The sequence below is a fragment of the Pseudomonas sp. ADAK7 genome, from assembly GCF_012935675.1.
GTDB lineage: Bacteria > Pseudomonadota > Gammaproteobacteria > Pseudomonadales > Pseudomonadaceae > Aquipseudomonas.
On record NZ_CP052861.1, the window covers coordinates 6,956,023 to 6,981,126 of the forward strand.

General features: G+C 59.5%; 20 protein-coding genes. 3 read left to right on the forward strand and 17 right to left on the reverse strand.

Annotation, left to right across the window (positions count from 1 at the left end; genetic code table 11):
• Positions 1 to 11: 11 nt before the first annotated feature.
• From nuoH to HKK53_RS31815, 16 genes are all read right to left on the reverse strand, one after another.
• Complete coding sequence (gene nuoH, locus HKK53_RS31740) at positions 12 to 1,019, reverse strand: NADH-quinone oxidoreductase subunit NuoH (protein ID WP_028623953.1); 1,008 nt, start codon at positions 1,017 to 1,019, stop codon at positions 12 to 14.
• Positions 1,016 to 3,730, reverse strand: a complete 2,715-nt coding sequence (gene nuoG, locus HKK53_RS31745) for an NADH-quinone oxidoreductase subunit NuoG (protein WP_169374028.1) — start codon at positions 3,728 to 3,730, stop codon at positions 1,016 to 1,018. The genes nuoH and nuoG overlap by 4 nt, the downstream gene beginning before the upstream one ends.
• 137 nt (positions 3,731 to 3,867) lie before the next feature.
• The gene (gene nuoF / locus HKK53_RS31750; protein ID WP_169374029.1) at positions 3,868 to 5,223 is read right to left on the reverse strand and encodes an NADH-quinone oxidoreductase subunit NuoF; all 1,356 of its coding nucleotides are present in this window, start codon (positions 5,221 to 5,223) and stop codon (positions 3,868 to 3,870) included.
• Positions 5,220 to 5,717 carry an NADH-quinone oxidoreductase subunit NuoE gene (nuoE, locus tag HKK53_RS31755; protein WP_046037843.1) on the reverse strand — a complete coding sequence of 166 codons (498 nt, stop codon included), beginning with the start codon at positions 5,715 to 5,717 and terminating at the stop codon, positions 5,220 to 5,222. The genes nuoF and nuoE overlap by 4 nt, the downstream gene beginning before the upstream one ends.
• 2 nt (positions 5,718 to 5,719) lie before the next feature.
• Complete coding sequence (gene nuoC / locus HKK53_RS31760; protein ID WP_054053672.1) at positions 5,720 to 7,504, reverse strand: NADH-quinone oxidoreductase subunit C/D; 1,785 nt, start codon at positions 7,502 to 7,504, stop codon at positions 5,720 to 5,722.
• A gap of 72 nt (positions 7,505 to 7,576) precedes the next feature.
• Positions 7,577 to 8,251, reverse strand: a complete 675-nt coding sequence (locus HKK53_RS31765; RefSeq protein ID WP_008146035.1) for a NuoB/complex I 20 kDa subunit family protein — start codon at positions 8,249 to 8,251, stop codon at positions 7,577 to 7,579.
• Between the two features lie 10 nt (positions 8,252 to 8,261).
• Complete coding sequence (locus tag HKK53_RS31770) at positions 8,262 to 8,675, reverse strand: NADH-quinone oxidoreductase subunit A (RefSeq protein ID WP_003223812.1); 414 nt, start codon at positions 8,673 to 8,675, stop codon at positions 8,262 to 8,264.
• 706 nt (positions 8,676 to 9,381) lie between these two features.
• On the reverse strand, positions 9,382 to 10,707 hold the full coding sequence (gene aceA / locus HKK53_RS31775; RefSeq protein WP_008032724.1) for an isocitrate lyase: 1,326 nt from the start codon (positions 10,705 to 10,707) through the stop codon (positions 9,382 to 9,384).
• 496 nt (positions 10,708 to 11,203) lie between these two features.
• The gene (locus HKK53_RS31780) at positions 11,204 to 11,965 is read right to left on the reverse strand and encodes a secretin N-terminal domain-containing protein (RefSeq protein WP_169374030.1); all 762 of its coding nucleotides are present in this window, start codon (positions 11,963 to 11,965) and stop codon (positions 11,204 to 11,206) included.
• A 160-nt stretch (positions 11,966 to 12,125) separates the two neighbouring features.
• Positions 12,126 to 12,551 carry a GNAT family N-acetyltransferase gene (locus HKK53_RS31785; RefSeq protein ID WP_169374031.1) on the reverse strand — a complete coding sequence of 142 codons (426 nt, stop codon included), beginning with the start codon at positions 12,549 to 12,551 and terminating at the stop codon, positions 12,126 to 12,128.
• Positions 12,544 to 13,713, reverse strand: coding sequence for a ribosomal protein uL16 3-hydroxylase (locus tag HKK53_RS31790; RefSeq protein WP_095128996.1), 1,170 nt, complete (start codon positions 13,711 to 13,713; stop codon positions 12,544 to 12,546). The genes HKK53_RS31785 and HKK53_RS31790 overlap by 8 nt, the downstream gene beginning before the upstream one ends.
• Positions 13,714 to 13,799: 86 nt before the next feature.
• Positions 13,800 to 15,170 (reverse strand): adenylosuccinate lyase, encoded by a 1,371-nt coding sequence (gene purB / locus HKK53_RS31795; protein ID WP_054614119.1) that lies wholly within the window; start codon positions 15,168 to 15,170, stop codon positions 13,800 to 13,802.
• A 126-nt stretch (positions 15,171 to 15,296) separates the two neighbouring features.
• Positions 15,297 to 15,920 carry a high frequency lysogenization protein HflD gene (gene hflD, locus HKK53_RS31800; RefSeq protein ID WP_169374032.1) on the reverse strand — a complete coding sequence of 208 codons (624 nt, stop codon included), beginning with the start codon at positions 15,918 to 15,920 and terminating at the stop codon, positions 15,297 to 15,299.
• Positions 15,917 to 17,062, reverse strand: coding sequence for a tRNA 2-thiouridine(34) synthase MnmA (gene mnmA, locus HKK53_RS31805; protein WP_169374033.1), 1,146 nt, complete (start codon positions 17,060 to 17,062; stop codon positions 15,917 to 15,919). Before mnmA ends, hflD begins: the two co-directional genes overlap by 4 nt.
• A 59-nt stretch (positions 17,063 to 17,121) precedes the next feature.
• Positions 17,122 to 17,568 carry an NUDIX hydrolase gene (locus HKK53_RS31810; RefSeq protein ID WP_169374034.1) on the reverse strand — a complete coding sequence of 149 codons (447 nt, stop codon included), beginning with the start codon at positions 17,566 to 17,568 and terminating at the stop codon, positions 17,122 to 17,124.
• Between the two features lie 231 nt (positions 17,569 to 17,799).
• Entirely contained in the window at positions 17,800 to 20,025 is a 2,226-nt protein-coding gene (locus HKK53_RS31815) for an NADP-dependent isocitrate dehydrogenase (RefSeq protein WP_169374035.1), read from the reverse strand.
• 493 nt (positions 20,026 to 20,518) lie between these two features.
• Here HKK53_RS31815 and icd point away from each other — a divergent pair, with 493 nt between their 5' ends.
• Positions 20,519 to 21,775 carry an NADP-dependent isocitrate dehydrogenase gene (icd, locus tag HKK53_RS31820; RefSeq protein ID WP_010458895.1) on the forward strand — a complete coding sequence of 419 codons (1,257 nt, stop codon included), beginning with the start codon at positions 20,519 to 20,521 and terminating at the stop codon, positions 21,773 to 21,775.
• Between the two features lie 65 nt (positions 21,776 to 21,840).
• On the opposite strand, the gene HKK53_RS31825 is transcribed toward icd, so the two are convergent.
• Positions 21,841 to 22,122, reverse strand: coding sequence for a cold shock domain-containing protein (locus tag HKK53_RS31825; protein WP_169374036.1), 282 nt, complete (start codon positions 22,120 to 22,122; stop codon positions 21,841 to 21,843).
• A 225-nt stretch (positions 22,123 to 22,347) separates the two neighbouring features.
• On the opposite strand from HKK53_RS31825, the gene clpS reads away from it, so the two are divergent.
• Both clpS and clpA read left to right on the forward strand, forming a co-directional pair.
• Positions 22,348 to 22,731 (forward strand): ATP-dependent Clp protease adapter ClpS, encoded by a 384-nt coding sequence (gene clpS, locus HKK53_RS31830; protein WP_020799529.1) that lies wholly within the window; start codon positions 22,348 to 22,350, stop codon positions 22,729 to 22,731.
• A 30-nt stretch (positions 22,732 to 22,761) separates the two neighbouring features.
• Entirely contained in the window at positions 22,762 to 25,032 is a 2,271-nt protein-coding gene (gene clpA / locus HKK53_RS31835; RefSeq protein ID WP_054053653.1) for an ATP-dependent Clp protease ATP-binding subunit ClpA, read from the forward strand.
• The last annotated feature ends 72 nt before the right edge of the window (positions 25,033 to 25,104 follow it).

The window sequence follows — 25,104 nt, forward strand, 5'->3', positions numbered from 1 at the left end:
ATTCTCTATCCTCACTGAGCCGCGACGGCGGGCGTGTTGAGCAACACGATCGCAGCGGTCACCAGCATGTTGACGAGGGTCAGCGGCAGGCAGAACTTCCAGCTGAAATCCATCACTTGGTCATACCGTGGGCGCGGAATCGAGGCGCGCAACAGGATGAAGATCATGATGAAGAACGCGGTTTTCAGCGCGAACCAGATGAACGGGATCTGCGGCAGAATGCCGAACGGACCGTGCCAGCCACCGAAGAACAGGGTCACCAGCAGCGCCGAAATCAACACGATGCCGATGTACTCACCGACGAAGAACATGCCCCATTTCATGCCGGCGTATTCAATGTGGTAACCGTCGGCCAGTTCCTGTTCCGCTTCCGGCTGGTCGAACGGGTGACGGTGAGTCACGGCGACGCCAGCGATGAAGAAGGTCAGGAAACCGAAGATCTGCGGAATGATGAACCACAGGTTCTGCGCTTGATATTCAACGATGTCGCGCATGTTGAACGAGCCGACCTGGATCACGATGCCCATCAGTGACAGGCCCATGAACACTTCGTACGACACGGTTTGTGCCGAGGCCCGCAAGCTGCCCAGCAGGGCGAACTTGTTGTTACTCGACCAGCCGGCGAACAACACCGCGTAGACCGACAGACCGGCCATGGCGAAGAAGAACAGAATGCCGATGTTGATGTCCGCCACGCCCCACGTTGGGGTGATCGGGATGATCGCGAAGGCAATCAGCAGGGCGCTCATGGCGACTACTGGTGCCAGGGTGAAGATCATCTTGTCGGCGAACGGCGGGGTCCAGTCTTCCTTGAAGAACATCTTGATCATGTCGGCCGCGATCTGGAACGCACCGAACGGGCCGACGCGGTTCGGACCGTAACGGTCCTGCCAGAGGGCGAGCAGACGACGCTCGACCCAGCTCAGCAGCGCGCCGCACACCACTACGGCGAGCAGAATCACGATGGCCTTGAGGACCGCGATGATCACGTCAATCACTTCAGGAGTGAACCAGGTCATTGAGCTGCCTCCTGCAGTCCGTCAACGGTTTTGCCAAAGATCGCCGCTGGAATGCCGGCGATACCCGCAGGCAATGCCACCAGGCCAGCGCCCAGCTCTTCATTGATACGCAGCGGCAGACGCAGGGTCTGGCCATCCACGTTCACGCTGAGCAGGGCACCGTCGTTGACGCCAAGACGATCGGCTTCGGATTTGGCCAGAGCGACGTAGGCGGCCGGGATGCGTTCCTGAACCGGTGCGGCTTTCGAAGAGTTTTCTTCGCTGCCGAGCAGGTGGAAGAACGGCACGACTTGCCAGGTGCCTGGAGCCGGGTTGAACGCGCGCGGAACACTGGCGAACCAGTTCAGCGAGTCACCGGTGCTTTCGATCAGGCGGGTGCCTGGGTCGCCAGCGCGGATGTGACCACCGACTTCGTCCTGAAACTTGTTCCAGGCTTGCGGCGAGTTCCAGCCCGGGGACCAGGCGAATGGCACTTGCTGACGCGGTTCGACCGAGCCCGAGTAACCTTCCATCGAGAAGTTGAACGCGGTGTCGTTGTCTTGCGGGGTACGCGGTTCATGGACGCTGATGTCAGCGCGCATGGCGGTACGACCGGAGTAACGCAGCGGTTCGCGGGCCAGCTTCATGCCCTTGATGCGGAACGCGGCGGACGGTGCGGCATCAACGATGCGCGCCAGTTGCGGCGTGCTCGAAGCGACGGCAGCGGTGACGTGGTCCAGTTGGGTCCAGTCGATTGGCTGGTTCAACAAGGTTGCGCGCAGGGCATGCAGCCAGCGCCAGCCTTCGTGAACCAGGATGCTCGCGTCCATGTATTTCGGGTCGAACACCTGGAAGAAGCGCTGGGCGCGGCCTTCCTGGCTGACCAGCGTACCGTCGCCTTCCGCGAAGCTGGCGGCTGGCAGAACCAGGTGCGCGCGATCGCTGGTAGCAGTCTTCTGATGGTCCGCCACGATCACCACTTTCGCGGCGTTCAGGGCAGCATCGACCTTGGCTTTGTCGGTGCGGGTGTACAGATCGTTTTCCAGCACGACGATGGCGTCGGCCTTACCGTCGATTACCGCTTGCAGCGCGTCGTCGACCGAGTTGCCACCGAGCATGGCCAGGCCAAGGCTGTTGGCCTCTGGCACGATCAGGCTGATGGAACCGTTCTTCTCGCGCAGCTTCAGGGCCTTGGCGATGTTCGCCGCGGCTTCGATCAAGGCTTTGGAGCCCAGGGAAGTACCGGCGATGATCAGCGGACGCTTGGCAGCGAGCAGGGCGTCGGCAATGCGCTTGGCCAGGTCGAGGGCTTCAGTATCGAGGCCTTCAACCGCTGGAGCGCTGGCGTCGAGGGCGTGAGCCACGGCGAAACCGATGCGGGCCAGGTCGTCTGGAGCGGCGTGTACGCATTCTTCAGCGATGTCGTCGAGCTTGGTTTCAGCCAGGCTGGCGATGAACAGCGGGTTCAGTTCTTTCTGACCGATGTTCTTCACGGCGGCGTCGAGCCACGGCTGAACGCGCATGGCGTCGGCCATGTCTTCGGCTTTGCCTTTGACCGATTGACGCAGGGACAGGGCCATGCGCGCAGCGGTCTGGGTCAGGTCTTCACCGAGGACGAAGATCGCGTCGTGGTTTTCGATGTCGCGCATGTTCGGGATCGGCAGCGGGCTGTCTTTCAGAACTTGCATGACCAGACGAATGCGCTCCAGCTCGGCGGCTTCGATACCGGAGTAGAAGTGCTCGGCACCGACCAGTTCGCGCAACGCGAAGTTGCTTTCGAGACTGGCGCGGGGCGAACCGATACCGACGATGTTGCGACCGCGCAGCAGGTCGGCGGCTTTATCCAGCGCTTCGTCGAGGGTCAGCTTGGCACCATTGGCCAGCAATGGCTGACGCGGGCGGTCTTCGCGGTTGACGTAGCCGTAGCCGAAACGGCCGCGGTCGCACAGGAAGTACTGGTTGACCGAACCGTTGAAGCGGTTTTCGATCCGACGCAGTTCACCGTAGCGTTCGCCCGGGGAGATGTTGCAGCCGCTGGAGCAGCCATGGCAGATGCTCGGCGAGAACTGCATGTCCCACTTGCGGTTGTAGCGCTCGGAGTGAGTCTTGTCGGTGAACACACCGGTCGGGCAGACCTCGGTGAGGTTGCCGGAGAACTCGCTTTCCAGGGTGCCGTCTTCAACGCGACCGAAGTACACGTTGTCGTGGGCGCCGAACACACCGAGGTCGGTGCCGCCGGCGTAGTCCTTATAGAAGCGCACGCAGCGGTAGCAGGCGATGCAGCGGTTCATCTCGTGACCGATGAACGGGCCGAGATCCTGGTTCTGGTGAGTACGCTTGGTGAAGCGGTAACGGCGCTCGTTGTGGCCGGTCATTACCGTCATGTCTTGCAGGTGGCAATGACCGCCTTCTTCACAGACCGGGCAGTCGTGAGGGTGGTTGGTCATCAGCCATTCGACGACGCTGGCGCGAAACACTTTCGCCTCTTCGTCTTCGATGGAGATCCAGCTGCCGTCGGTGGCGGGGGTCATGCAGGACATGACGATCCGACCACGGGTGTCGTTGGCGTCGGTGTACTGCTTGACCGCGCACTGGCGGCAAGCGCCAACGCTGCCAAGGGCGGGGTGCCAGCAGAAATAAGGGATATCGAGGCCTAGCGACAGACATGCCTGTAACAGGTTGTCTGCCCCATCGACTTCGAGCTCTTTGCCGTCTACGTGGATAGTGGCCATGGTTCAAAGTTCTTCGTTGGCCCGGTGTCAGCGGGCGTGGCTAATGGAATCTTGTTATTCGCGTGAATCAACACAGCCGATGAAGGCGTCATCACACGAGAAGGCGAAGGGCACGGACCCTTCGCCTTTTTAAGCGTTTACGCGCCGACTACGATCGGCCTTGCCAGAGGCGGGACGGCGGCGCTGACAGGCGCTATGCCGGCTTCGAACTCTGGACGGAAGTATTTGATTGCGCTGCCCAATGGCTCCACGGCGCCCGGTGCGTGAGCACAGAAGGTCTTGCCAGGGCCGAGGAAACCGACCAGACCCAGCAGGGTCTCGATATCGCCGGCTTGCCCTTCACCGTTCTCGATTGCACGCAGTAGCTTGACGCTCCACGGCAAACCGTCACGGCACGGGGTGCAGAAGCCGCACGACTCGCGGGAGAAGAACTCTTCCATGTTGCGCAGCAGGGACACCATGTTGACGCTGTCGTCCACCGCCATGGCCAGGCCGGTACCCATCCGGGTTCCCACCTTGGCGATGCCGCCGGCGTACATTTGTGCATCCAGGTGTTCCGGCAACAGGAAACCGGTACCGGCGCCGCCTGGCTGCCAGGCCTTGAGCGTGAAGCCGTCGCGCATGCCGCCGGCGTAGTCTTCGAACAACTCGCGACCGGTGATGCCGAACGGCAATTCCCACAGGCCCGGGTTCTTGACCTTGCCGGAGAAGCCCATGAGCTTGGTGCCCATGTCTTCACTGCCTTCGCGAGCCAACGATTTGTACCAGTCCACGCCGTCGGCAATGATCGCCGGCACGTTGCACAGGGTTTCAACGTTGTTCACGCAAGTCGGCTTGCCCCACACGCCAACGGCGGCAGGGAAGGGCGGCTTGGAGCGCGGGTTGGCGCGGCGGCCTTCGAGGGAGTTGATCAGTGCGGTTTCTTCACCGCAGATGTAACGCCCGGCGCCGGTGTGGACGAACAGCTCGAAATCGAAGCCGCTGCCCAGAATATTCTTGCCCAGCAGGCCGGCTGCCTTGGCTTCTTCCACGGCACGGTTCAGGTGCTTGGCGGCGGTGGTGTATTCGCCACGCAGGAAGATGTAGCCACGGTAGGTTTTCAGCGCGCGGGCACTGATCAGCATGCCTTCGATCAGCAGATGGGGCAGTTGCTCCATCAGCATGCGGTCTTTCCAGGTGTTCGGTTCCATCTCGTCCGCGTTGCACAGCAGGTAGCGGATGTTGATGGATTCGTCTTTCGGCATCAGGCCCCACTTCACGCCAGTGGGGAAGCCTGCACCGCCGCGACCTTTCAGGCCGGCGTCTTTCACGGTCTGGACGATGTCGTCCTGGGCCATGTCGGCGAAGGCTTTGCGCGCCGCCGCGTAACCGTTCTTGGCCTGGTACTCGTCGAGCCACACGGCCTCGCCGTCGTCACGCAGGCGCCAGGTCAGCGGGTGAGTCTCGGCCGAACGCTTGATGCGGTTGGCAGGACCGAAGGAAGTCAGGGTCATACGTAGCCCTCGAGCAAGTTGGCGACGCCAGCAGGCTGCACATCACCGAAAGTGTCGTCGTCGATCATCAACGCCGGCGCCTTGTCGCAGTTGCCGAGGCAGCAGACCGGCAGCAGGGTGAAACGACCGTCGGCGGTGGTTTGACCCAGGCCGATGCCGAGCTTGCTCTGGATTTCGCTGACCACCGACTCGTGGCCGCCGATGTAGCAGACCATGCTGTCGCAGACGCGAATGATGTGGCGGCCGACCGGCTGACGGAAGATCTGGCTATAGAACGTCGCCACCCCTTCAACGTCGCTGGCCGGGATGCCGAGGATCTCGCCGATGGCGTAGAGCGCGCCGTCAGGCACCCAGCCACGTTCCTTCTGAACGATCTTCAGGGCTTCGATCGACGCCGCGCGCGGGTCTTCGTAGTGATGCAGCTCGTGCTCGATGGCCGAGCGCTCGGTTTCACTCAAGGTGAAACGGTCTGTCTGGATAAGCGTGCTGTTCATGCTTAGCGGTCCACGTCGGCCATAACGAAATCGATACTACCCAGGTACGCGATCAAGTCCGCGACCATGCTGCCTTTGATCACCGAAGGGATCTGCTGCAAGTGCGGGAAGCTTGGGGTACGAATCCGGGTGCGGTAGCTCATGGTGCCGCCATCGCTCGTCAGGTAATAACTGTTGATGCCCTTGGTCGCTTCGATCATCTGGAAGGATTCGTTGGCCGGCATGACCGGGCCCCACGAAACTTGCAGGAAGTGCGTGATCAAGGTCTCGATGTGCTGCAGCGTGCGTTCTTTCGGCGGCGGCGTGGTCAGCGGGTGATCCGCCTTGTACGGGCCTTCCGGCATGTTGCGCATGCACTGCTCGATGATCTTCAGGCTCTGGCGCATTTCTTCGACGCGCACGATGCAACGGTCGTAGGCATCGCCATTGGCCGCCAGCGGCACTTCGAATTCGAAGTTCTCGTAGCCGGAGTACGGACGCGCTTTACGCAGGTCGAAGTCGCAACCGGTCGAACGCAGGCCGGCACCGGTGACGCCCCATTCCAGGGCCTCTTTGGTGTTGTAGGCGGCAACGCCGATGGTCCGGCCCTTGAGGATGCTGTTGTCCAGCGCGGCTTTCTGGTATTCGTCCAGACGCTTTGGCATCCACTCGACGAAGTCTTTAACCAGTTTTTCCCAGCCGCGCGGCAGGTCGTGGGCGACGCCACCGATGCGGTACCAGGCCGGGTGCAGACGGAAACCGGTGATGGCTTCGATCACCGTGTACGCCTTCTGGCGGTCGGTGAAGGTGAAGAACACCGGAGTCATCGCGCCGACGTCCTGGATGTACGTCCCCAGGAACAGCAGGTGGCTGGTGATCCGGAAGAATTCGGCCATCATGATGCGGATGACGTCGACCTTCTCGGGCACCTTGATGCCGGCCAGTTTCTCGACCGAGAGCACGTACGGCAGGTTGTTCATCACGCCGCCGAGGTAGTCGATACGGTCGGTGTACGGGATGAAGCTGTGCCAGGACTGACGCTCGGCCATCTTCTCGGCACCACGGTGGTGGTAGCCAACGTCCGGCACGCAATCGACGATCTCTTCACCGTCCAGCTGCAGGATGATGCGGAACGCGCCGTGCGCGGAAGGGTGGTTCGGGCCGAGGTTGAGGAACATGTAGTCCTCGTTCGCCCCGGAACGCTTCATGCCCCAGTCTTCAGGCTTGAAGCGCGCGGCTTCTTCCTCAAGCTGTTGCTTGGCCAGGTTCAGGGTGAACGGGTCGAACTCGGTGGCCCGGGCCGGGAAGTCCTTGCGCAGCGGGTGACCTTCCCAGGTCGGCGGCATCATGATGCGGGTCAGGTGCGGGTGACCTTTGAAGTCGATGCCGTACATGTCCCAGACTTCCCGCTCGTACCAGTTGGCGTTCGGCCAGATGCTGGTGACGGTCGGCAGGCTGAGGTCGCTCTCGGACAAGGCGACCTTGATCATTACGTCACTATTACGTTCGATCGACATCAAGTGATAGAACACAGTGAAGTCGGCGCCGCTTGGCAGCCCTTGACGCTTGGTGCGCAGTCGCTCGTCCACGCCGTGCAGGTCATAGAGCATGACGTACGGCTTGGGCAGGTTGCGCAGGAAGGTCAGGACTTCGACGAGTTTGGCGCGGGCAACCCAAAGCACCGGCATGCCGGTGCGGGTAGGCTGAGCGGTGAACGCCTCGGGGCCAAAACGGTTGTTCAGTTCGACGACCACATCCTGGTCGTCTGCCTTATAAGGCGGGATGTACAGAGCACTGCCTGTAGTCATGGTTATTTATCGCTTTCGGTCAACGTAAAGAATGAAGCCAGTGTCTCGTTCTATAAAAGAAGCAGAGCTGGATCAGACTTCGTCGGGGCTGCGCAGGTTGGTGACTGCGATTCGCTGTTCGCGGCGCTGTTCCTTTTGCGAAGGCATCTCGGCGCGATAAACGCCTTGATCGCCGACGACCCAGGAAAGCGGACGACGCTCCTGTCCAATCGACTCTTGCAAGAGCATCAAGCCTTGCAGGAAAGCTTCAGGACGGGGCGGGCAGCCAGGCACGTAGACGTCCACGGGCAGGAACTTGTCCACCCCTTGAACGACGGAGTAGATGTCGTACATGCCACCGGAGTTGGCGCACGAACCCATGGAGATAACCCATTTCGGTTCGAGCATTTGCTCGTAGAGACGCTGAATGATCGGCGCCATCTTGATGAAGCAGGTACCGGCGATAACCATGAAGTCCGCCTGACGCGGCGATGCCCGGATAACCTCGGCGCCAAAGCGCGCGATGTCGTGGGGCGCCGTGAAGGCGGTGGTCATTTCCACGTAGCAGCACGAAAGACCGAAGTTATACGGCCACAGGGAGTTCTTGCGCCCCCAGTTGATCGTGCCGTTAAGCACGTCTTCGAGCTTGCCCATGAAGATGTTTTTGTGGACTTGATCTTCTAACGGATCGGAAACGGTTTCCCGCTCGCCAATCGGATACTGCTCGTTAGGAGCATCGGGGTCGATCCTGGTGAGATTGTATTGCATTGCCAAAGCCTCATTGTTTCAGCTTCGCCTGCCGCTTGCGACGAGCTTCTGGAGCCCAGTCAAGGGCGCCCACTCGGAACAGGTAGACAAGACCTGCCAACAGAATTGCTATGAAAACGAGAGCTTCGACGAATCCGGTCCAGCCGCTTTCGCGGACGGACACAGACCAGGCAAAGAGAAAGAGGGCTTCGATATCGAAGATCACGAAGAGCATCGCGACCAGATAGAATTTGGCTGAGAGCCGCAAGCGGGCGCCACCTGTAGGTAGCATGCCGGACTCGAACGGTTCGTTTTTGCTGCGGCCCCAGGCTTTTGACCCGAGGAGGCTGGAGACGCCGAGCATGAAGGCGCAAAGGCCGACAACGCCCAGAAGGAAAATGGCAAAGCCCCAGTTGTGGGCCATGAGTCCTGTCGCTTCGGGCATGCTGGTAATCCTTAACAGAGAGCAAAGGTCTCTGAGCTTGAAAAGAAACAAAGCAGTGACGATATGTCGCAGCAATCAATCGCGGTGATTTTATGGCACAACACCGTGCAAGTAAAATTCCTATAGCGAAATTATTTACAGGAATAAGGACATAGCGTACCTCCAAAGCCCTGCAGGCCATGCGGGTCGGGCATTAGCCGCCATTTCACCAATTATGTTTTGTAAGGAATGTAACGAACATAGTTGCGGCTAAATGATAATCAATATTGTTTGGGTTGGTTTTTAAACTGTTTAACGGGTGAGTGAGTGGGAAGTTGTCTTATATGCGCGTTACTGCAAGTAGCGAGCGGGGTCGTTTTACCGTGTTTTCCAGATCAGGAAACTGCTTTGAATCAATGATTTTGAGCGCAGAACCTGACAAGCGCGCGATCCCTGTAGCAGCTGCCGAAGGCTGCGTTCGAGGACGAAGTCCTCGCCAATCCCGCGAGTACAATCCACCCGAAAGACATCACCGCATGATTCACGACTGCTGCGTCCGAACGCGGCCCGAACCGAACGCAGCCTTCGGCAGCTGCTACAGGGGGACGTGGTGTTCAAGAAATCGCAGGCAAAAAAAACGCCCCGAACCAGTCGGGGCGTCAGATGTGCGACGTTGCGGTTAGCTTTCTATTCGGTCCGCAACGGCCGTTTGCTCAGGTGAAGCAGATCAGTGGAACTGTTCTTCTTCAGTCGAACCGGTCAGTGCGGTCACCGAAGACGAGCCACCCTGGATCACGGTGGTCATGTCGTCGAAGTAGCCGGTGCCCACTTCCTGCTGGTGAGCCACGAAGGTGTAACCCTTGGCAGCGTCAGCGAACTCTTGCTCTTGCAGCTTCACGTAGGCAGTCATGTCGTTGCGGGCGTAGTCGTGCGCCAGGTTGAACATGCTGTGCCACATGTTGTGAATGCCGGCCAGGGTGATGAACTGGTGCTTGTAGCCCATGGCGGACAGTTCGCGCTGGAACTTGGCGATGGTCGCGTCGTCCAGGTTTTTCTTCCAGTTGAAGGAAGGCGAGCAGTTGTACGACAGCAGTTGGTCCGGGTATTCCTTTTTGATCGCTTCGGCGAAGCGACGAGCTTCGTCCAGATCCGGCTTGGCGGTTTCGCACCAGATCAGGTCGGCGTACGGCGCGTAGGCCAGGCCGCGAGCGATGGCCTGGTCGAGACCGGCGCGCACTTTGTAGAAGCCTTCCTGAGTACGTTCGCCAGTCACGAATGGCTGGTCGTACGGGTCGCAATCGGACGTCAGCAGGTCAGCAGCGTTAGCGTCGGTACGGGCCAGGATGATGGTCGGAGTACCGGCAACGTCAGCAGCCAGGCGAGCAGCGGTCAGCTTCTGCACGGCTTCCTGGGTTGGAACCAGTACCTTGCCGCCCATGTGGCCGCATTTTTTCACGGAAGCCAGCTGGTCTTCGAAGTGAACGCCGGCGGCGCCTGCTTCGATCATGCTTTTCATCAGCTCGTAAGCGTTCAGTACGCCGCCGAAACCGGCTTCGGCGTCAGCCACGATCGGCGCGAAGTAGTCGATGTAGCCTTCGTCGCCCGGACCTTTACCGGCTTTCCACTGGATCTGGTCAGCACGACGGAACGAGTTGTTGATGCGCTTGACCACGGTTGGAACCGAGTCCACCGGGTACAGCGATTGGTCCGGGTACATCGATTCGGCGGAGTTGTTGTCCGCAGCCACTTGCCAGCCCGACAGGTAAATCGCCTGGATACCGGCTTTGACTTGTTGCACAGCCTGGCCGCCGGTCAGGGCGCCCATGCAGTTGACGAAATCTTTCTCAGGGCGGAAGGACGGCTTGGCGCCCTGGGTAACCAGGTTCCACAGCTTCTCGGCGCCCAGTTTTGCAAAGGTGTGCTCAGGTTGAACCGAGCCGCGCAGGCGGACGACGTCAGCAGCGGAGTAAGCGCGTGTCACGCCTTTCCAGCGTGGGTTTTCAGCCCAATCTTTTTCGAGGGCTGCAATTTGCTGTTCGCGTGTCAGTGCCATGGAGATAAACCTCGTCGCATAGGTCTGGGGTGGAAAATTCCTGCTCCTGCCAGATACGTCCAAAGAGGCGTAAAAGGCTGCTCGCTGACCAGAAGCTTAGGCGGTCAAGTCGGTTTCGGCGGGGATGGCGACGGGATGAACGATGGGCTCGAGGGGAAGTGAGCAGGTAAGGGCGGACTGGCGGGCGCATTCGGGCATCGTGGGCCTTGGTGCGAACATCAGAGTGGTGCCGGGTTACCTAATTACGCTTCCGTCCCTCGGGACAACTTCGTTCCAGTCGGCAACCTCGTCAAACACACCTTGTGGGCGGTACAGACACGAAGCGTCTCGCGGGATAGATGCGAGCGGCGCCTCGAAGGCCCTTGCCAGGGCCCCTGATTAGCGGGAGCGAGGCCATCATGCCCTTGCTTTTTTGCCTCGTCAAACGTTTTGTAGTGCTTTTTTTCAAGCACTACATCTTTAGTCTAATACGACTCATCAGTCAGTTTTTGGTGCTTTAGTCCAGCGTATCGACTTTCACCCGCAAGGTCATGTCATCCCGGCCCTGAGTAGAGTAGCTGCGGGTTACGCCTTGTTTATCGGCCTGAGTCTGGCGATTCACGCCGGCCAGGGTGATCCATTCGCCCAAGCGCCCCGTGACAGTTGTGTCGGTACTTTGCACATTCACTACATCGGGACGTTCCTGGCTCATGCGGTCACGATTGGTACTGATCGCCAGGTGAACGATGTCGCCGGTGACGCTGGCGGTGACGTAGAACCCCTGGGTGACGTTGCGATACTCGGTCTGGCTTTGCAGTCGGCCGTAAGTGTCGGTCTGCGTGCTGGTCAGCGGCACGCTCTGGCCGACCTGGATCAGCGCCGGTGCGCCTTCGCTTGCCTGCACTTGCTGGATGCCGCCGTCACGGCTGTCGGTGCTGCGATTGATGATGCGGGTCTGGCTCGGCTTGGCACCGTTTACCGAGTAACCCTGGTCGCCCTGGAAGTTGTTTTCGTTGGTGTCGACAGTGATCAACAGGCGCTTGGGTGCGGTGTCGAGTTGGGCAAGAAATGTCTTAAGTTCGTCGATCTTGTCGGGTTCTGCATTGACGATCAGCTGATTGCCATAGGCGCTGACCTGGCCATCCTTGCCGATGAAATTCTGCGCCACCGGCAGCATGTCAGCGCCGGTGCGGTAATTCAGGGGCACGATCTCGGTGGCCGCCATGACCGAAAAACTGCAGGTCAGCAGCAGCGTGGTGAGCAGGGTGCGTAGGGACATGTCCGTTATCTCCGCTTTCTAAAGGCTTGATATTGCCAGTTTGTCGGCCCGGGGTGGGGCAAGTTGAATCGTAGACAGCAAAACGCCCCGGCATCCGAAGAGGGCGGGGCGTCCCGAGAGGTATTCCCACGCGGAGCGTGGGAATGATCAGTGCAGTGTCTCAGGCGGAGTGCCGCACCATGTCCACATGCGGAATCCCGGCTTCCAGGAACTCCTCACTGACCAGGCTGAAACCCAAGCGCTCATAGAACGCCGTGGCCTGCACCTGCGCGCTCAGCTTCTGCTGCTTCAGCCCGCGCTTCTCGGCTTCACCGATCACCGCTTGCATCAGCGCATCGCCAACTTTCAAGCCACGCCAGTCCTTGAGCACTGACACCCGGCCGATGTGCCCATCAGGCAGCAGGCGGGCGGTGCCAATCGGAAAGTCGCCTTCGAAAGCAAGGAAATGCACGGCGGTCGCGTCATCAGCATCCCATTCCAGTTCAGGTGGAACGCATTGCTCGGCAATGAACACCGTCTCACGAATGCGCCGGATCTCGGCGATGTCCTTCTGCCAGTCTGCGACACGAACGTGGATTTTATTCATCAGCAAACCCCAGGCTGCCTTGCTTGACCAGCTCGCACAGCAGACCGCGGCCGTCTTCGTCGTTCAGCCAGTCACCGAGGTTATCGGTGTGCAGGGCGTCGGCGGCGCAGATCAATTTCAGCAGTTCGCGCAGTTTGCCCGGCAGGTAACGGCTCTGGCCGCTGGCGAACAGCAGCAGGTCGTCATCGACTTCGGACCAGGCCATGCGCGCGCTCGGGTTGCGGATCAGTACTGCGCCTTGTTCCAGGCTGGCGAGGAAGTCTTCTTCTTCGACTTCTTCCGGGCCGACCACCAGTTCCGGGTAGCGCGGCTCGGTCATGTACTGGCCGAACCAGGTCAGTAGCAGGCGCTCGTCGCTCATGTGCTCGGCCAGCAAGGCTTTCAGGCGATCAAGGGCGTCGTGCTGAATCTGGTGCGGATCGACGGCCGGCAGGGCATCGGCATCGGTGTAGCGCTCTTCATCGGTCAGGAACTGGCTGAGGAAGTCAGTGAAGTGAGTCAGCACTTCAGAGGCGCTTGGCGCGCGGAAGCCGACCGAGTAGGTCATGCAGTCATCCACCGCAACGCCGCAGTGGGCCAGGCGTGGCGGCAGGTAGAGCATGTCGCCCGGCTCCAGGACCCACTCGTCGGTGGCTTCGAAGTCGGCGAGGATGCGCAGGTCCGCGTGCGGCAGCAGCTTGCTCTCGGAGTCGCACATCTGGCCGATCTTCCAGTTGCGCTTACCGTGGCCTTGCAGCAGGAACACATCGTAGTTATCGAAATGCGGACCAACGCTGCCACCCGGGGCGGCGAAGCTGATCATCACGTCGTCGACGCGCCAGCTCGGCAGGAAACGGAAGTTCTCCAGCAGTTCGCTGACTTCTGGCACGAACTGGTCAACCGCTTGCACCAGCAGGGTCCACTCGGTTTCCGGCAGCTTGCTGAATTCGTCTTCGGCGAACGGGCCACGGCGCATTTCCCAAGGACGCTCGCCATGTTCGATCACCAGGCGCGATTCAACTTCTTCTTCCAGCGCCAGGCCGGCCAGTTCGTCTGGATCGATCGGGCTTTCGAAATCAGGGATCGCCTGGCGGATCAGCAGCGGTTTTTTCTGCCAGTAGTCACGCAGGAATTCGCGCGCCGTGATGCCACCCAGAAGTTGAAGAGGAATATCAGGATTCATGTGTAACCTATTGAAAAAATGCACTTTTCAGACGGGAATAAAAACGCCCGGCGCTGCCGGGCGTCTCAAAAGGGTCAAGCGATCGATCAGATGCGTTTGGCTTGCTCTACAGCGTTGCCGATGTAGTTCGCCGGGGTGAGCAATTTCAGCTCGGCCTTGGCCGCGGCTGGCATGTCCAGGCCGTCGATGAAAGTTTGCAGTGCTTCAGGGCTGATGCCCTTGCCACGGGTCAACTCTTTCAGCTTTTCGTACGGGTTTTCGATGTTGTAGCGGCGCATCACGGTCTGGATTGGCTCGGCCAACACTTCCCAGCACGCGTCGAGGTCAGCAGCGATCTTCTGCGCGTTGAGCTCAAGCTTGCTGATGCCTTTGAGGCTGGCTTCGTACGCGATCACGCTGTGGGCAAAGCCGACACCGAGGTTACGCAGAACGGTGGAGTCGGTCAGGTCGCGCTGCCAGCGGGAGATCGGCAGTTTGCTCGCCAGGTGCTGGAACAATGCGTTGGCGATGCCCAGGTTGCCTTCGGAGTTTTCGAAGTCGATCGGGTTGACCTTGTGCGGCATGGTCGACGAGCCGATTTCGCCAGCGATGGTGCGCTGCTTGAAATAACCCAGGGAGATGTAGCCCCAGATGTCACGGTCGAAGTCGATCAGGATGGTGTTGAAACGCGCGATCGCGTCGAACAGCTCGGCAATGTAGTCGTGCGGTTCGATCTGCGTGGTGTACGGGTTGAAGCCCAGGCCCAGTTCGTCTTCGATGAAGGCGCGGGCGTTTTCTTCCCAGTCGATTTCCGGGTAGGCAGAGATGTGCGCGTTGTAGTTGCCGACGGCACCGTTGATCTTGCCCAGCAGCGGCACGGCAGCGACCTGGGCGATTTGACGCTCCAGACGGTAAACCACGTTCGCCAGCTCTTTGCCTAGGGTGGTCGGGGAGGCCGGTTGACCGTGGGTGCGCGACAGCATTGGCACGTCAGCGAAACGGATCGCCAGTTCACGAATAGCTTCGGCAGTCTGGCGCATCAGCGGCAGCATCACATCATCACGGCCTTCACGCAGCATCAGGGCGTGGGACAGGTTGTTGATGTCCTCGCTGGTGCAGGCAAAGTGGATGAACTCGCTGACCTTGGCCAGCTCCGGCAGCTTGGCCGCCTGCTCTTTGAGCAGGTACTCAATGGCTTTGACGTCGTGGTTGGTGGTGCGCTCGATCTCTTTGACACGCTCGGCGTGCTCCAGAGCGAAGTTGTCCGCCAGGGTGTTGAGCACCGCGTTGGCTTCGGCGGAGAACGCCGGCACTTCGCTGATGCCTGGGTGAGCGGCCAGGCGCTGGAGCCAGCGCACTTCAACCAGAACGCGAGCACGGATAAGGCCGTATTCGCTGAAAATTGGGCGCAGGGCCTGGGTTTTGCCGGCGTAGCGGCCGTCAACAGGGGAAACCGCAGTGAGCGAAGAAAGCTGCATGGGGTGTTCTCGGACAGTCGGGCAACGAAATGGGGCGCGTATCATACATGAAAAAATCCGCCGGTCCGTTGCCAACTGACCGGCGTATTACGCGTTACAGATCTAAAACAGTGTTGCGGGCGCGGTTCAGCTGCTGCGCATCAGCGGGTAAAGCTCTTTCAGCAATTTGCGACGACTGATCACCAACTGCCAGCGATGACCGCCCAACTGCCGCCACAGCCGCGCCGAACGAATCCCGGCCAGCAGCAGCGCGCGGATCTTCGAAGCGTTGCTCGGTTGCTGCAGGTTGCGCATGTCGCCGTGGACCTGAATCCGTTGGCGCAGGGTGCTCAGGGTGTCCTGATATAGCGCACCGCAAGCGGCGATCACGTTTTCGTGGGCCGGGCCAAAGTGCTCGACCTGGGACTGAATCTGCGGCAGGCGCTTGCCGATCACGTCGAGCATGTCGTCGCGCTTGGCCAGTTGCCGTTCCAGACCCAGCATCGCCAGGGCATAACGCAACGGTTCGCGCTGCAAAGTGCTCGGATCGCGTTCCAGGGCGCCGATCAATGCGCGATAGCCTTCGCGCAGGTTGATGTCGTCGCCGCCGTAGACTTCCAGGGTGTCCTTGGGATCGCGGATCAGCAGGCTGCCGAGCATGCAGGTCAGGCCGGCTTCGCTGGTCTGGCCGCTCTTGGCAATCTTGTCCACCAGCACCGCGGCGAGAAACACGCCGCCCAGTGCCGTCAGTTGCTCCTGAGTCGGGCTCATTGTGGCTCGCCTTGAGCAGTGCCTTTGCTGGTCCATGGCTCGGCGATTTCGATCACGCCGCCGCCGAGGCAGATTTCACCGTCATAAAACACCACGGATTGGCCTGGGGTGACCGCGCGTTGCGGGTCATCGAAGGTAGCGCGGTAGCCGGTGGCGGTTTTCTCCAGCGTGCACGGCTGGTCGCCTTGGCGATAACGGACCTTGGCGGTCAAGCGGCGCGGCTGGCTCAGGTCAATCGGGTTGACCCAATAGATGTCCGAAGCGAGCAGGGCGCGGGAGAACAGGTAAGGGTGGTCATTGCCCTGGCCAACGATCAGCTCGTTGTTGACCAGATCCTTGATCAGCACGTACCACGGCTCGTCACTGGCGTCTTTCAAACCGCCGATGCCCAGGCCCTGGCGCTGGCCGATGGTGTGGTACATCAAGCCGTGGTGACGGCCAATGACTTCGCCTTCGGTGGTCTTGATCTCGCCCGGTTGCGCTGGCAGGTATTGCTTGAGGAAGTCGCTGAAGCGGCGCTCGCCGATAAAGCAGATCCCGGTGGAATCCTTTTTCTTCGCGGTCGCCAGTTCGTGTTTCTCGGCAATCGCGCGCACTTCGGGCTTTTCCAGCTCGCCGACCGGGAACAGGGTCTTGGCGATCTGTTCACCGCCGACGGCGTGCAGGAAGTAGCTCTGGTCCTTGTTCGGGTCCAGGCCCTTGAGCAGTTCGGTACGACCATCGACGTCGCGACGACGCACGTAGTGGCCGGTGGCGATCAGGTCGGCACCGAGCATCATCGCGTAGTCGAGGAAGGCCTTGAACTTGATCTCGCGGTTGCACAGGATGTCCGGGTTCGGCGTGCGACCGGCCTTGTATTCGGCCAGGAAGTGCTCGAACACGTTGTCCCAGTACTCGGCGGCGAAGTTGGCGGTGTGCAACTTGATGCCAATTTTGTCGCACACGGCCTGCGCATCCGCCAAGTCATCCATGGCGGTGCAATATTCCGTTCCATCGTCTTCTTCCCAGTTCTTCATGAACAGGCCTTCCACCTCATAACCCTGCTCGATCAGCAGGAGAGCGGAAACGGAAGAGTCCACGCCGCCGGACATGCCGACAATGACGCGCTTCTTTTGTATGTCAGAAGGGGCTGGATCACGCATAGGGATTCAATGTGTGTCTTGAAAAAGGACGCGATTCTAACAGGCCGAAGCCCGCAAGGCTAAAGAGAAGGGCGGATCAGTTCGAGACCGAAGTGTTTACCGTCCAGATAATCATCGATGCAGCGGATGATCAGCTCACTGCGCCAGTTTGCGCGCTGTTCCATGAGTTCGCCACGGGTCAGCCATTTGGCGCCGAGGATGCCGTCGTCCAGTTGATAGCCGGGGTGGTGTTTGATTGCCTTGGCGATGAAGCAGACCCGTTGATAGGTCACGCCGTTGCTCGGGGCGGTGTAGAGGTAAATCCCCACCACGCCGGTCGGCTCGACGTCCCAGCCGGTCTCCTCGAGGGTTTCGCGCACGGCGGCTTCGATCAGGGTTTCATCCGGGTCGAGATGACCGGCGGGCTGATTGAGCACCGCTCGTCCGCCCTTGGATTCTTCGACCATCAGGAAGCGGCCATTGTCTTCGACGATGGTGGCGACGGTGATGTGGGGTAGCCAGGTCATGAAAATACCTCGTGTGGTCTGTAGCAGCTGCCGAACCTGCGAGGCTGCGTTCGGCTGCGAAGCAGTCGTAAACCCTATGCTCGCGGTCAGTCTGAAACACCGCAGGGCCTGATTCTACGACGGCTTCGCCGCCGAACGCAGCCTCGCAGGCTCGGCAGCTGCTACGAGAGTGCGCATGGCACAAACAGAAACCCCGGCGCAAGGCCGGGGCTTCTTTGCATCCTTACAACCTTAAACCAACGCAGCAATCGCCGCGTTGAAGGTGTTGCTCGGGCGCATGGCCTTGCTGATCAGCTCGGCATTGGCGTGGTAGTAACCGCCGATGTCCACTGGCTTGCCCTGAACGGCGTTGAGCTCGGCAACGATGGTTGCTTCGTTCTCGGTCAGGGTTTTTGCCAACTGGCCAAACTGCGCTTGCAGTGCAGTATCTTCGCTCTGGGCGGCCAGGGCTTGAGCCCAGTACAGCGCCAGGTAGAAGTGGCTGCCGCGGTTGTCGATGTTGCCGACTTTACGCGATGGCGATTTGTTGTTGTCCAGGAACTGGCCGGTGGCCTGGTCCAGGGTCTTGGCCAGAACCAGCGCTTTAGGGTTGTTGTAAGTAACACCCAGATGCTCAAGGGAGGCGGCCAGGGCCAGGAATTCGCCCAGGGAATCCCAGCGCAGGAAGTTTTCTTCCAGCAACTGCTGAACGTGCTTCGGTGCCGAACCGCCGGCGCCGGTTTCGAACAGACCACCGCCATTCATCAGCGGCACGATCGACAGCATCTTGGCGCTGGTACCCAGTTCCATGATCGGGAACAGGTCGGTCAGGTAGTCGCGCAGTACGTTGCCGGTCACCGAGATGGTGTCCTTGCCTTCGCGAGTGCGGTCCAGGGTGAACTTCATCGCGTCGACAGGCGACATGATGCGGATATCCAGGCCGGACGTGTCGTGATCCTTCAGGTAAGCCTGAACTTTCTCGATCACTACGCCGTCGTGGGCGCGCATCGGGTCCAGCCAGAAGATCGCTGGCGTGGCGCTTGCGCGAGCACGGTTGACGGCCAGTTTGACCCAGTCCTGGATCGGCGCGTCTTTGGTCTGGCACATGCGGAAGATGTCGCCGGCTTCAACGTTCTGTTCCAGCAGGGTGCGACCTGCGCCATCGGAAACCCGAACCACGCCGTTGCTCTTGATCTGGAAGGTCTTGTCGTGGGAGCCGTACTCTTCGGCTTTCTTCGCCATCAGGCCAACGTTTGGCACGCTGCCCATGGTGGTTGGATCGAAAGCGCCGTTGACCTTGCAGTCTTCGATGACCGCTTGGTAGATGGTGGCGTAGCAGCGATCCGGGATCACAGCCTTGGTGTCGTGCAACTGACCGTCAGTGCCCCACATCTTGCCGGAGTCACGGATCATCGCCGGCATCGAGGCGTCGACGATAACGTCGCTCGGCACGTGCAGGTTGGTGATGCCTTTGTCGGAGTTGACCATGGCCAACGACGGACGAACGGCGTAGACCGCCTGGATGTCCGCTTCGATCTGCGCTTGTTGCTCGGCCGGCAAAGCCTTGATGCGAGCGTACAGGTCGCCGATGCCGTTGTTCAGGTTGAAGCCGATCTGCGCCAGCACGTCAGCGTGCTTGGCCAGTGCGTCTTTATAGAACTCGGCAACGATCTGGCCGAACATGATCGGGTCGGAGACCTTCATCATGGTGGCTTTCAAGTGAACCGACAGCAGCACGCCTTTGGCTTTGGCGTCTTCGATCTCGGCAGCGATGAAGCTGCGCAGGGCGTTTTTGCTCAGTACCGCGCAATCGAGGATCTCACCGGCTTGCACGGTGGTCTTTGCTTTCAGGACGGTGGTGGTGCCGTCTTGGGCGATCAGTTCGATTTTAACGGCGTCAGCGGCGTCGATCAGGGCAGCTTTTTCGCTGCCGTAGAAATCGCCGGTGCTCATGTGCGCGACGTGGGACTTGGAGTCCGCAGCCCAGGCGCCCATTTTGTGCGGGTGCTTGCGTGCGTAGTTCTTGACCGACAGCGGGGCGCGGCGATCGGAGTTGCCTTCGCGCAGGACCGGGTTCACGGCGCTGCCCTTGATCTTGTCGTAACGCGACTTGGCTTCTTTGTCGGCGTCAGTGGTCACGGTTTCCGGGTAGTCCGGCAGCGCGAAGCCCTGGGCTTGCAGCTCTTTGATGGCTGCTTGCAACTGAGGAACCGAGGCGCTGATGTTCGGCAGCTTGATGATGTTGGCTTCAGGCGTAACGGCCAGGTCGCCCAGTTCGGCGAGGTGGTCGGCTACGGCTTTGTCACCCAATTGCTCGGGGAAGCTGGCCAGGATGCGCCCTGCAAGAGAGATATCGCGGGTTTCCACGGCGATATCAGCGGAGGCGGTGAAGGCCTCTACGATAGGCAACAGTGAATAGGTGGCGAGGGCTGGGGCTTCGTCGGTGAAGGTATAGATGATCTTCGAGCGGGTGGGCATATTCGGATTAACTCTCTTCTTTGCTAAAGCGTGCGCAGAAAACTCGAGGGGCGCCGGGTAAGCGCGTTCGTTCAAAGTCATCCATGAGCCGAATGTCGAGGTTTCTTCGCGGTGATGTTGGGTGCATCAGTCGAGCGTCAAGCGGGTGGGCTGCGGTAACAGCCCGGCTTCAATCTGGCTGAAAGTCTCGTAATAGAGAGCTTGGCCTTTGTGACCCTTCGGTCAGCGGCGGCATTATACATAGGTAGCTGGCAATCTGCCGATGGTTCATATGCAACGATTCTCGTCCATTGGTCTAAAGGTCGCAGGGCAGTGGGCGGCGTAGAGTCTTGCACCGTGCTTGAGTTTGGCGCTTTTCCCTTTGCTTTCAGGCTTGTAGATCGCGAACTGCACAGCTTTGCGGCAGATGGGTGGAACATAGGGTTTGCGCGCCGATTTAACTGGGGTACGCTCGAACGAAGCCAGATGTTCAATCCAAACAATGGAGTTCAGCATGGGATACAAGAAGATTCAGGTTCCAGCAGTCGGCGACAAAATCACCGTCAACGCGGACCATTCTCTCAATGTTCCTAACAACCCGATCATCCCCTTCATCGAAGGCGATGGTATTGGCGTTGATATCAGCCCGGTCATGATCAAGGTTGTCGATGCTGCTGTTAAGAAGGCTTACGGCGGCGAGCGCAAAATTTCCTGGATGGAAGTCTACGCCGGGGAAAAAGCGACTCAGGTTTACGACCAGGACACCTGGCTACCTCAGGAAACCCTGGACGCAGTCAAGGATTACGTGGTTTCCATCAAGGGCCCTCTGACCACCCCGGTCGGCGGCGGCATCCGTTCGCTGAACGTGGCCCTGCGTCAACAACTCGATCTTTACGTCTGCCTGCGCCCGGTGCGCTGGTTCGAAGGCGTGCCGAGCCCGGTCAAGAAGCCAGGCGACGTCGACATGACGATCTTCCGTGAGAACTCGGAAGACATCTACGCCGGCATCGAGTGGAAGGCCGGTTCGCCGGAAGCGACCAAGGTCATCAAGTTCCTTAAAGATGAAATGGGCGTTACCAAGATCCGTTTCGACGAAAACTGCGGTATCGGCATCAAGCCGGTTTCGCTGCAAGGCACCAAGCGTCTGGCACGCAAGGCTCTGCAGTATGTGGTCGACAACGATCGCGATTCGCTGACCATCGTGCACAAAGGCAACATCATGAAGTTCACCGAAGGTGCCTTCAAGGAATGGGCCTACGAAGTGGCGGCTGAAGAGTTCGGCGCGACCCTGCTCGACGGCGGTCCGTGGATGCAGTTCAAGAACCCGAAAACCGGCAAGAACGTCATCGTCAAGGATGCCATCGCCGACGCCATGCTCCAGCAGATCCTGCTGCGTCCGGCCGAGTACGATGTGATCGCGACCCTTAACCTGAACGGCGACTACCTCTCCGACGCCCTGGCGGCCGAAGTGGGCGGTATCGGTATCGCGCCGGGTGCCAACCTGTCCGACACCATCGCCATGTTTGAAGCGACCCACGGGACTGCGCCGAAATACGCCGGCAAGGACCAGGTCAATCCGGGTTCCTTGATTCTGTCCGCCGAGATGATGCTGCGTCACATGGGCTGGACCGAAGCGGCTGACCTGATCATCAAGGGCACCAACGGCGCGATTTCCGCCAAGACCGTCACCTATGACTTCCACCGCTTGATGGAAGGCGCGAAACTGCTGTCTTCTTCGGCGTTTGGTGATGCGCTGATCTCGCATATGTAAGAAGCGAGCCAGCATTAAAAAAACCGCCTTCGGGCGGTTTTTTAATAACTGGATGACCGGTTTCGTCAGCTCGAAACCGTTTCTGATTGAGCAGTGGGCGTGGCCGGTGCGGTCTCAACAGCTGCAGACGTAATCTTCACCGCGTGCAGGCCTTTGGGGCCCTGGACGATATCGAAGTTGACGGCTTGCCCGGCCTTGAGGGTCTTGTATCCGTCCATTTCGATGGCCGAATAGTGGGCAAAAAAGTCGATAAATTTGCCGTCCTCGTCCTTGCCTTCACGGGCGTCGGTGTTGATGAAGCCGAACCCCTTGGCATTGTTGAACCACTTGACCTTGCCGACTGCCATGCTCATATCCCTCTGCAACAGACTCCATCACTGGAGTATCATCCAGTACATCCGCAGTCGGATCTCACAAATAAGATTGACTCCGCGGACCTTTTTTACCCACTGTGGGCTCTATTGGTTGTAACACCGTTTTCCCGATAGTCAAGGTGACCGGGCAGTCGGAGTTGAAATCGTTGATAGCCGCCCCCACCACTGTATTTGCACAACTGACGAACCTTTCTTTCCATGCATGCAATCAGCCAGATTCGACTAACATTCAATCAGGATCGCCCGACTCTCCAAAAGGATCGCCCGGAGGAACACGACGACGATTCCGCAGGCATTGCTGTTCAGGAGGCCAAGCCTGCTTTACAGGCGCCGCCGATGTACAAGGTGGTTTTGTTTAATGATGACTACACACCGATGGATTTCGTCGTCGAAGTGCTCGAGGTGTTTTTTAACCTGAATCGCGAGCTGGCGACCAAGGTCATGCTGGCCGTCCACACAGAAGGACGGGCAGTATGTGGAGTGTTTACCCGCGACATCGCCGAGACGAAGGCCATGCAGGTCAACCAGTACGCCAGGGAAAGCCAGCATCCGCTACTCTGTGAAATCGAGAAGGACGGTTAATCGCCGACCACTTGGGTATGAGGTGAAGCTATGTTAAACCGCGAGCTCGAAGTCACCCTCAATTTAGCCTTCAAGGAGGCTCGTTCGAAACGTCATGAATTCATGACCGTCGAACATCTCCTGTTGGCCCTATTGGACAATGAGGCTGCCGCCACCGTTTTGCGTGCCTGCGGCGCAAACCTCGACAAACTCAAGCATGACCTGCAGGAGTTCATCGACTCCACCACGCCGCTGATCCCCGTGCATGACGAGGATCGCGAGACCCAACCCACCCTGGGCTTCCAGCGTGTTCTGCAGCGTGCTGTCTTTCACGTACAGAGCTCGGGCAAACGCGAAGTGACTGGCGCTAACGTGCTGGTCGCCATCTTCAGTGAGCAAGAAAGCCAGGCAGTGTTCCTGCTGAAACAGCAGAGCGTTGCACGCATTGATGTCGTCAACTACATCGCCCATGGCATTTCCAAAGTACCGGGGCACGGCGATCACTCTGAAGGTGAGCAAGATATGCAGGACGACGAGGGCGGTGAGTCTTCTTCTTCAGGCAATCCTCTGGATGCTTATGCCAGCAACCTCAACGAACTCGCGCGCCAGGGTCGCATCGATCCGCTGGTAGGCCGTGAGATGGAAGTCGAGCGTGTCGCGCAGATCCTGGCGCGTCGTCGCAAAAACAATCCGCTGCTGGTGGGCGAGGCGGGCGTGGGTAAAACCGCGATTGCCGAAGGCCTGGCCAAGCGCATTGTCGACAACCAGGTGCCGGACCTGTTGGCCAATAGTGTCGTTTACTCCCTTGACCTCGGCGCCTTGCTGGCCGGGACCAAATACCGTGGTGATTTCGAGAAGCGCTTCAAGGCGTTGCTCAATGAACTGAAAAAACGTCCGCAGGCGATCCTGTTCATCGACGAAATCCACACCATCATTGGTGCGGGTGCCGCGTCCGGTGGCGTCATGGATGCCTCGAACCTGCTCAAGCCATTGCTGTCGTCCGGCGATATCCGCTGCATCGGCTCGACCACGTTCCAGGAGTTCCGCGGAATCTTCGAGAAGGATCGTGCCCTGGCACGGCGCTTCCAGAAGGTCGATGTGTCCGAGCCTTCGGTCGAAGACACCATCAGCATCCTGCGCGGCCTGAAAGGGCGTTTCGAGACCCACCACGGCATCGAGTACAGCGATGAAGCGTTGCGTGCGGCGGCTGAGCTGGCCTCACGCTACATCAATGACCGGCACATGCCGGACAAGGCCATCGACGTTATCGACGAGGCGGGTGCCTACCAGCGCCTGCAACCGATCGAGAAACGCGTGAAACGCATCGAAGTGCCTCAGGTCGAGGACATCGTGGCGAAAATCGCGCGGATTCCGCCTAAGCACGTCACCAGTTCCGACAAGGAGCTGCTGCGTAACCTTGAGCGCGACCTGAAGCTGACGGTATTTGGCCAGGATGCCGCAATCGACTCGTTGTCGACTGCGATCAAACTGTCCCGTGCCGGCCTCAAGTCGCCTGACAAGCCTGTCGGTTCGTTCCTGTTCGCCGGTCCTACCGGTGTCGGTAAAACCGAAGCGGCGCGTCAGTTGGCGAAGGCGTTGGGCATCGAGCTGGTTCGTTTCGACATGTCCGAGTACATGGAGCGCCACACCGTATCGCGTCTGATCGGTGCGCCTCCAGGCTACGTCGGGTTCGATCAGGGCGGTCTGCTGACCGAAGCCATCACCAAGCAGCCTCACTGCGTGCTGTTGCTCGATGAAATCGAGAAGGCGCATCCGGAAGTCTTCAACCTGCTGCTGCAGGTCATGGACCACGGTACGCTGACCGATAACAACGGGCGCAAGGCGGACTTCCGTAACGTGATCGTCATCATGACGACCAACGCCGGTGCCGAAACCGCAGCCCGCGCTTCGATCGGTTTCACCCATCAGGACCACTCGTCCGATGCGATGGAAGTGATCAAGAAGAGCTTCACGCCCGAGTTCCGCAACCGTCTGGACACCATTATCCAGTTTGGTCGCCTCAGTCATGAGGTCATCAAAAGCGTGGTGGACAAGTTCCTTACCGAGCTTCAGGCGCAGCTGGAAGACAAGCGCGTGCAGCTGGAAGTGACCGACGCCGCGCGCAGCTGGCTGGCGGCGGGTGGCTACGACTCGGCCATGGGCGCTCGACCAATGGCGCGTTTGATCCAGGACAAGATCAAGCGTCCACTGGCCGAAGAGATCCTCTTTGGCGAACTGGCCGACCATGGTGGTGTGGTTCACATCGACCTGAAGGACGGCGAGCTGACCTTCGAGTTCGAGACCACGGCAGAAATGGCCTGACGTTAATCGTAACAAAGCAAAAGGCGCCGAAAGGCGCCTTTTTGCTGTCTGGTGTGATCGTTCCCACGCAGA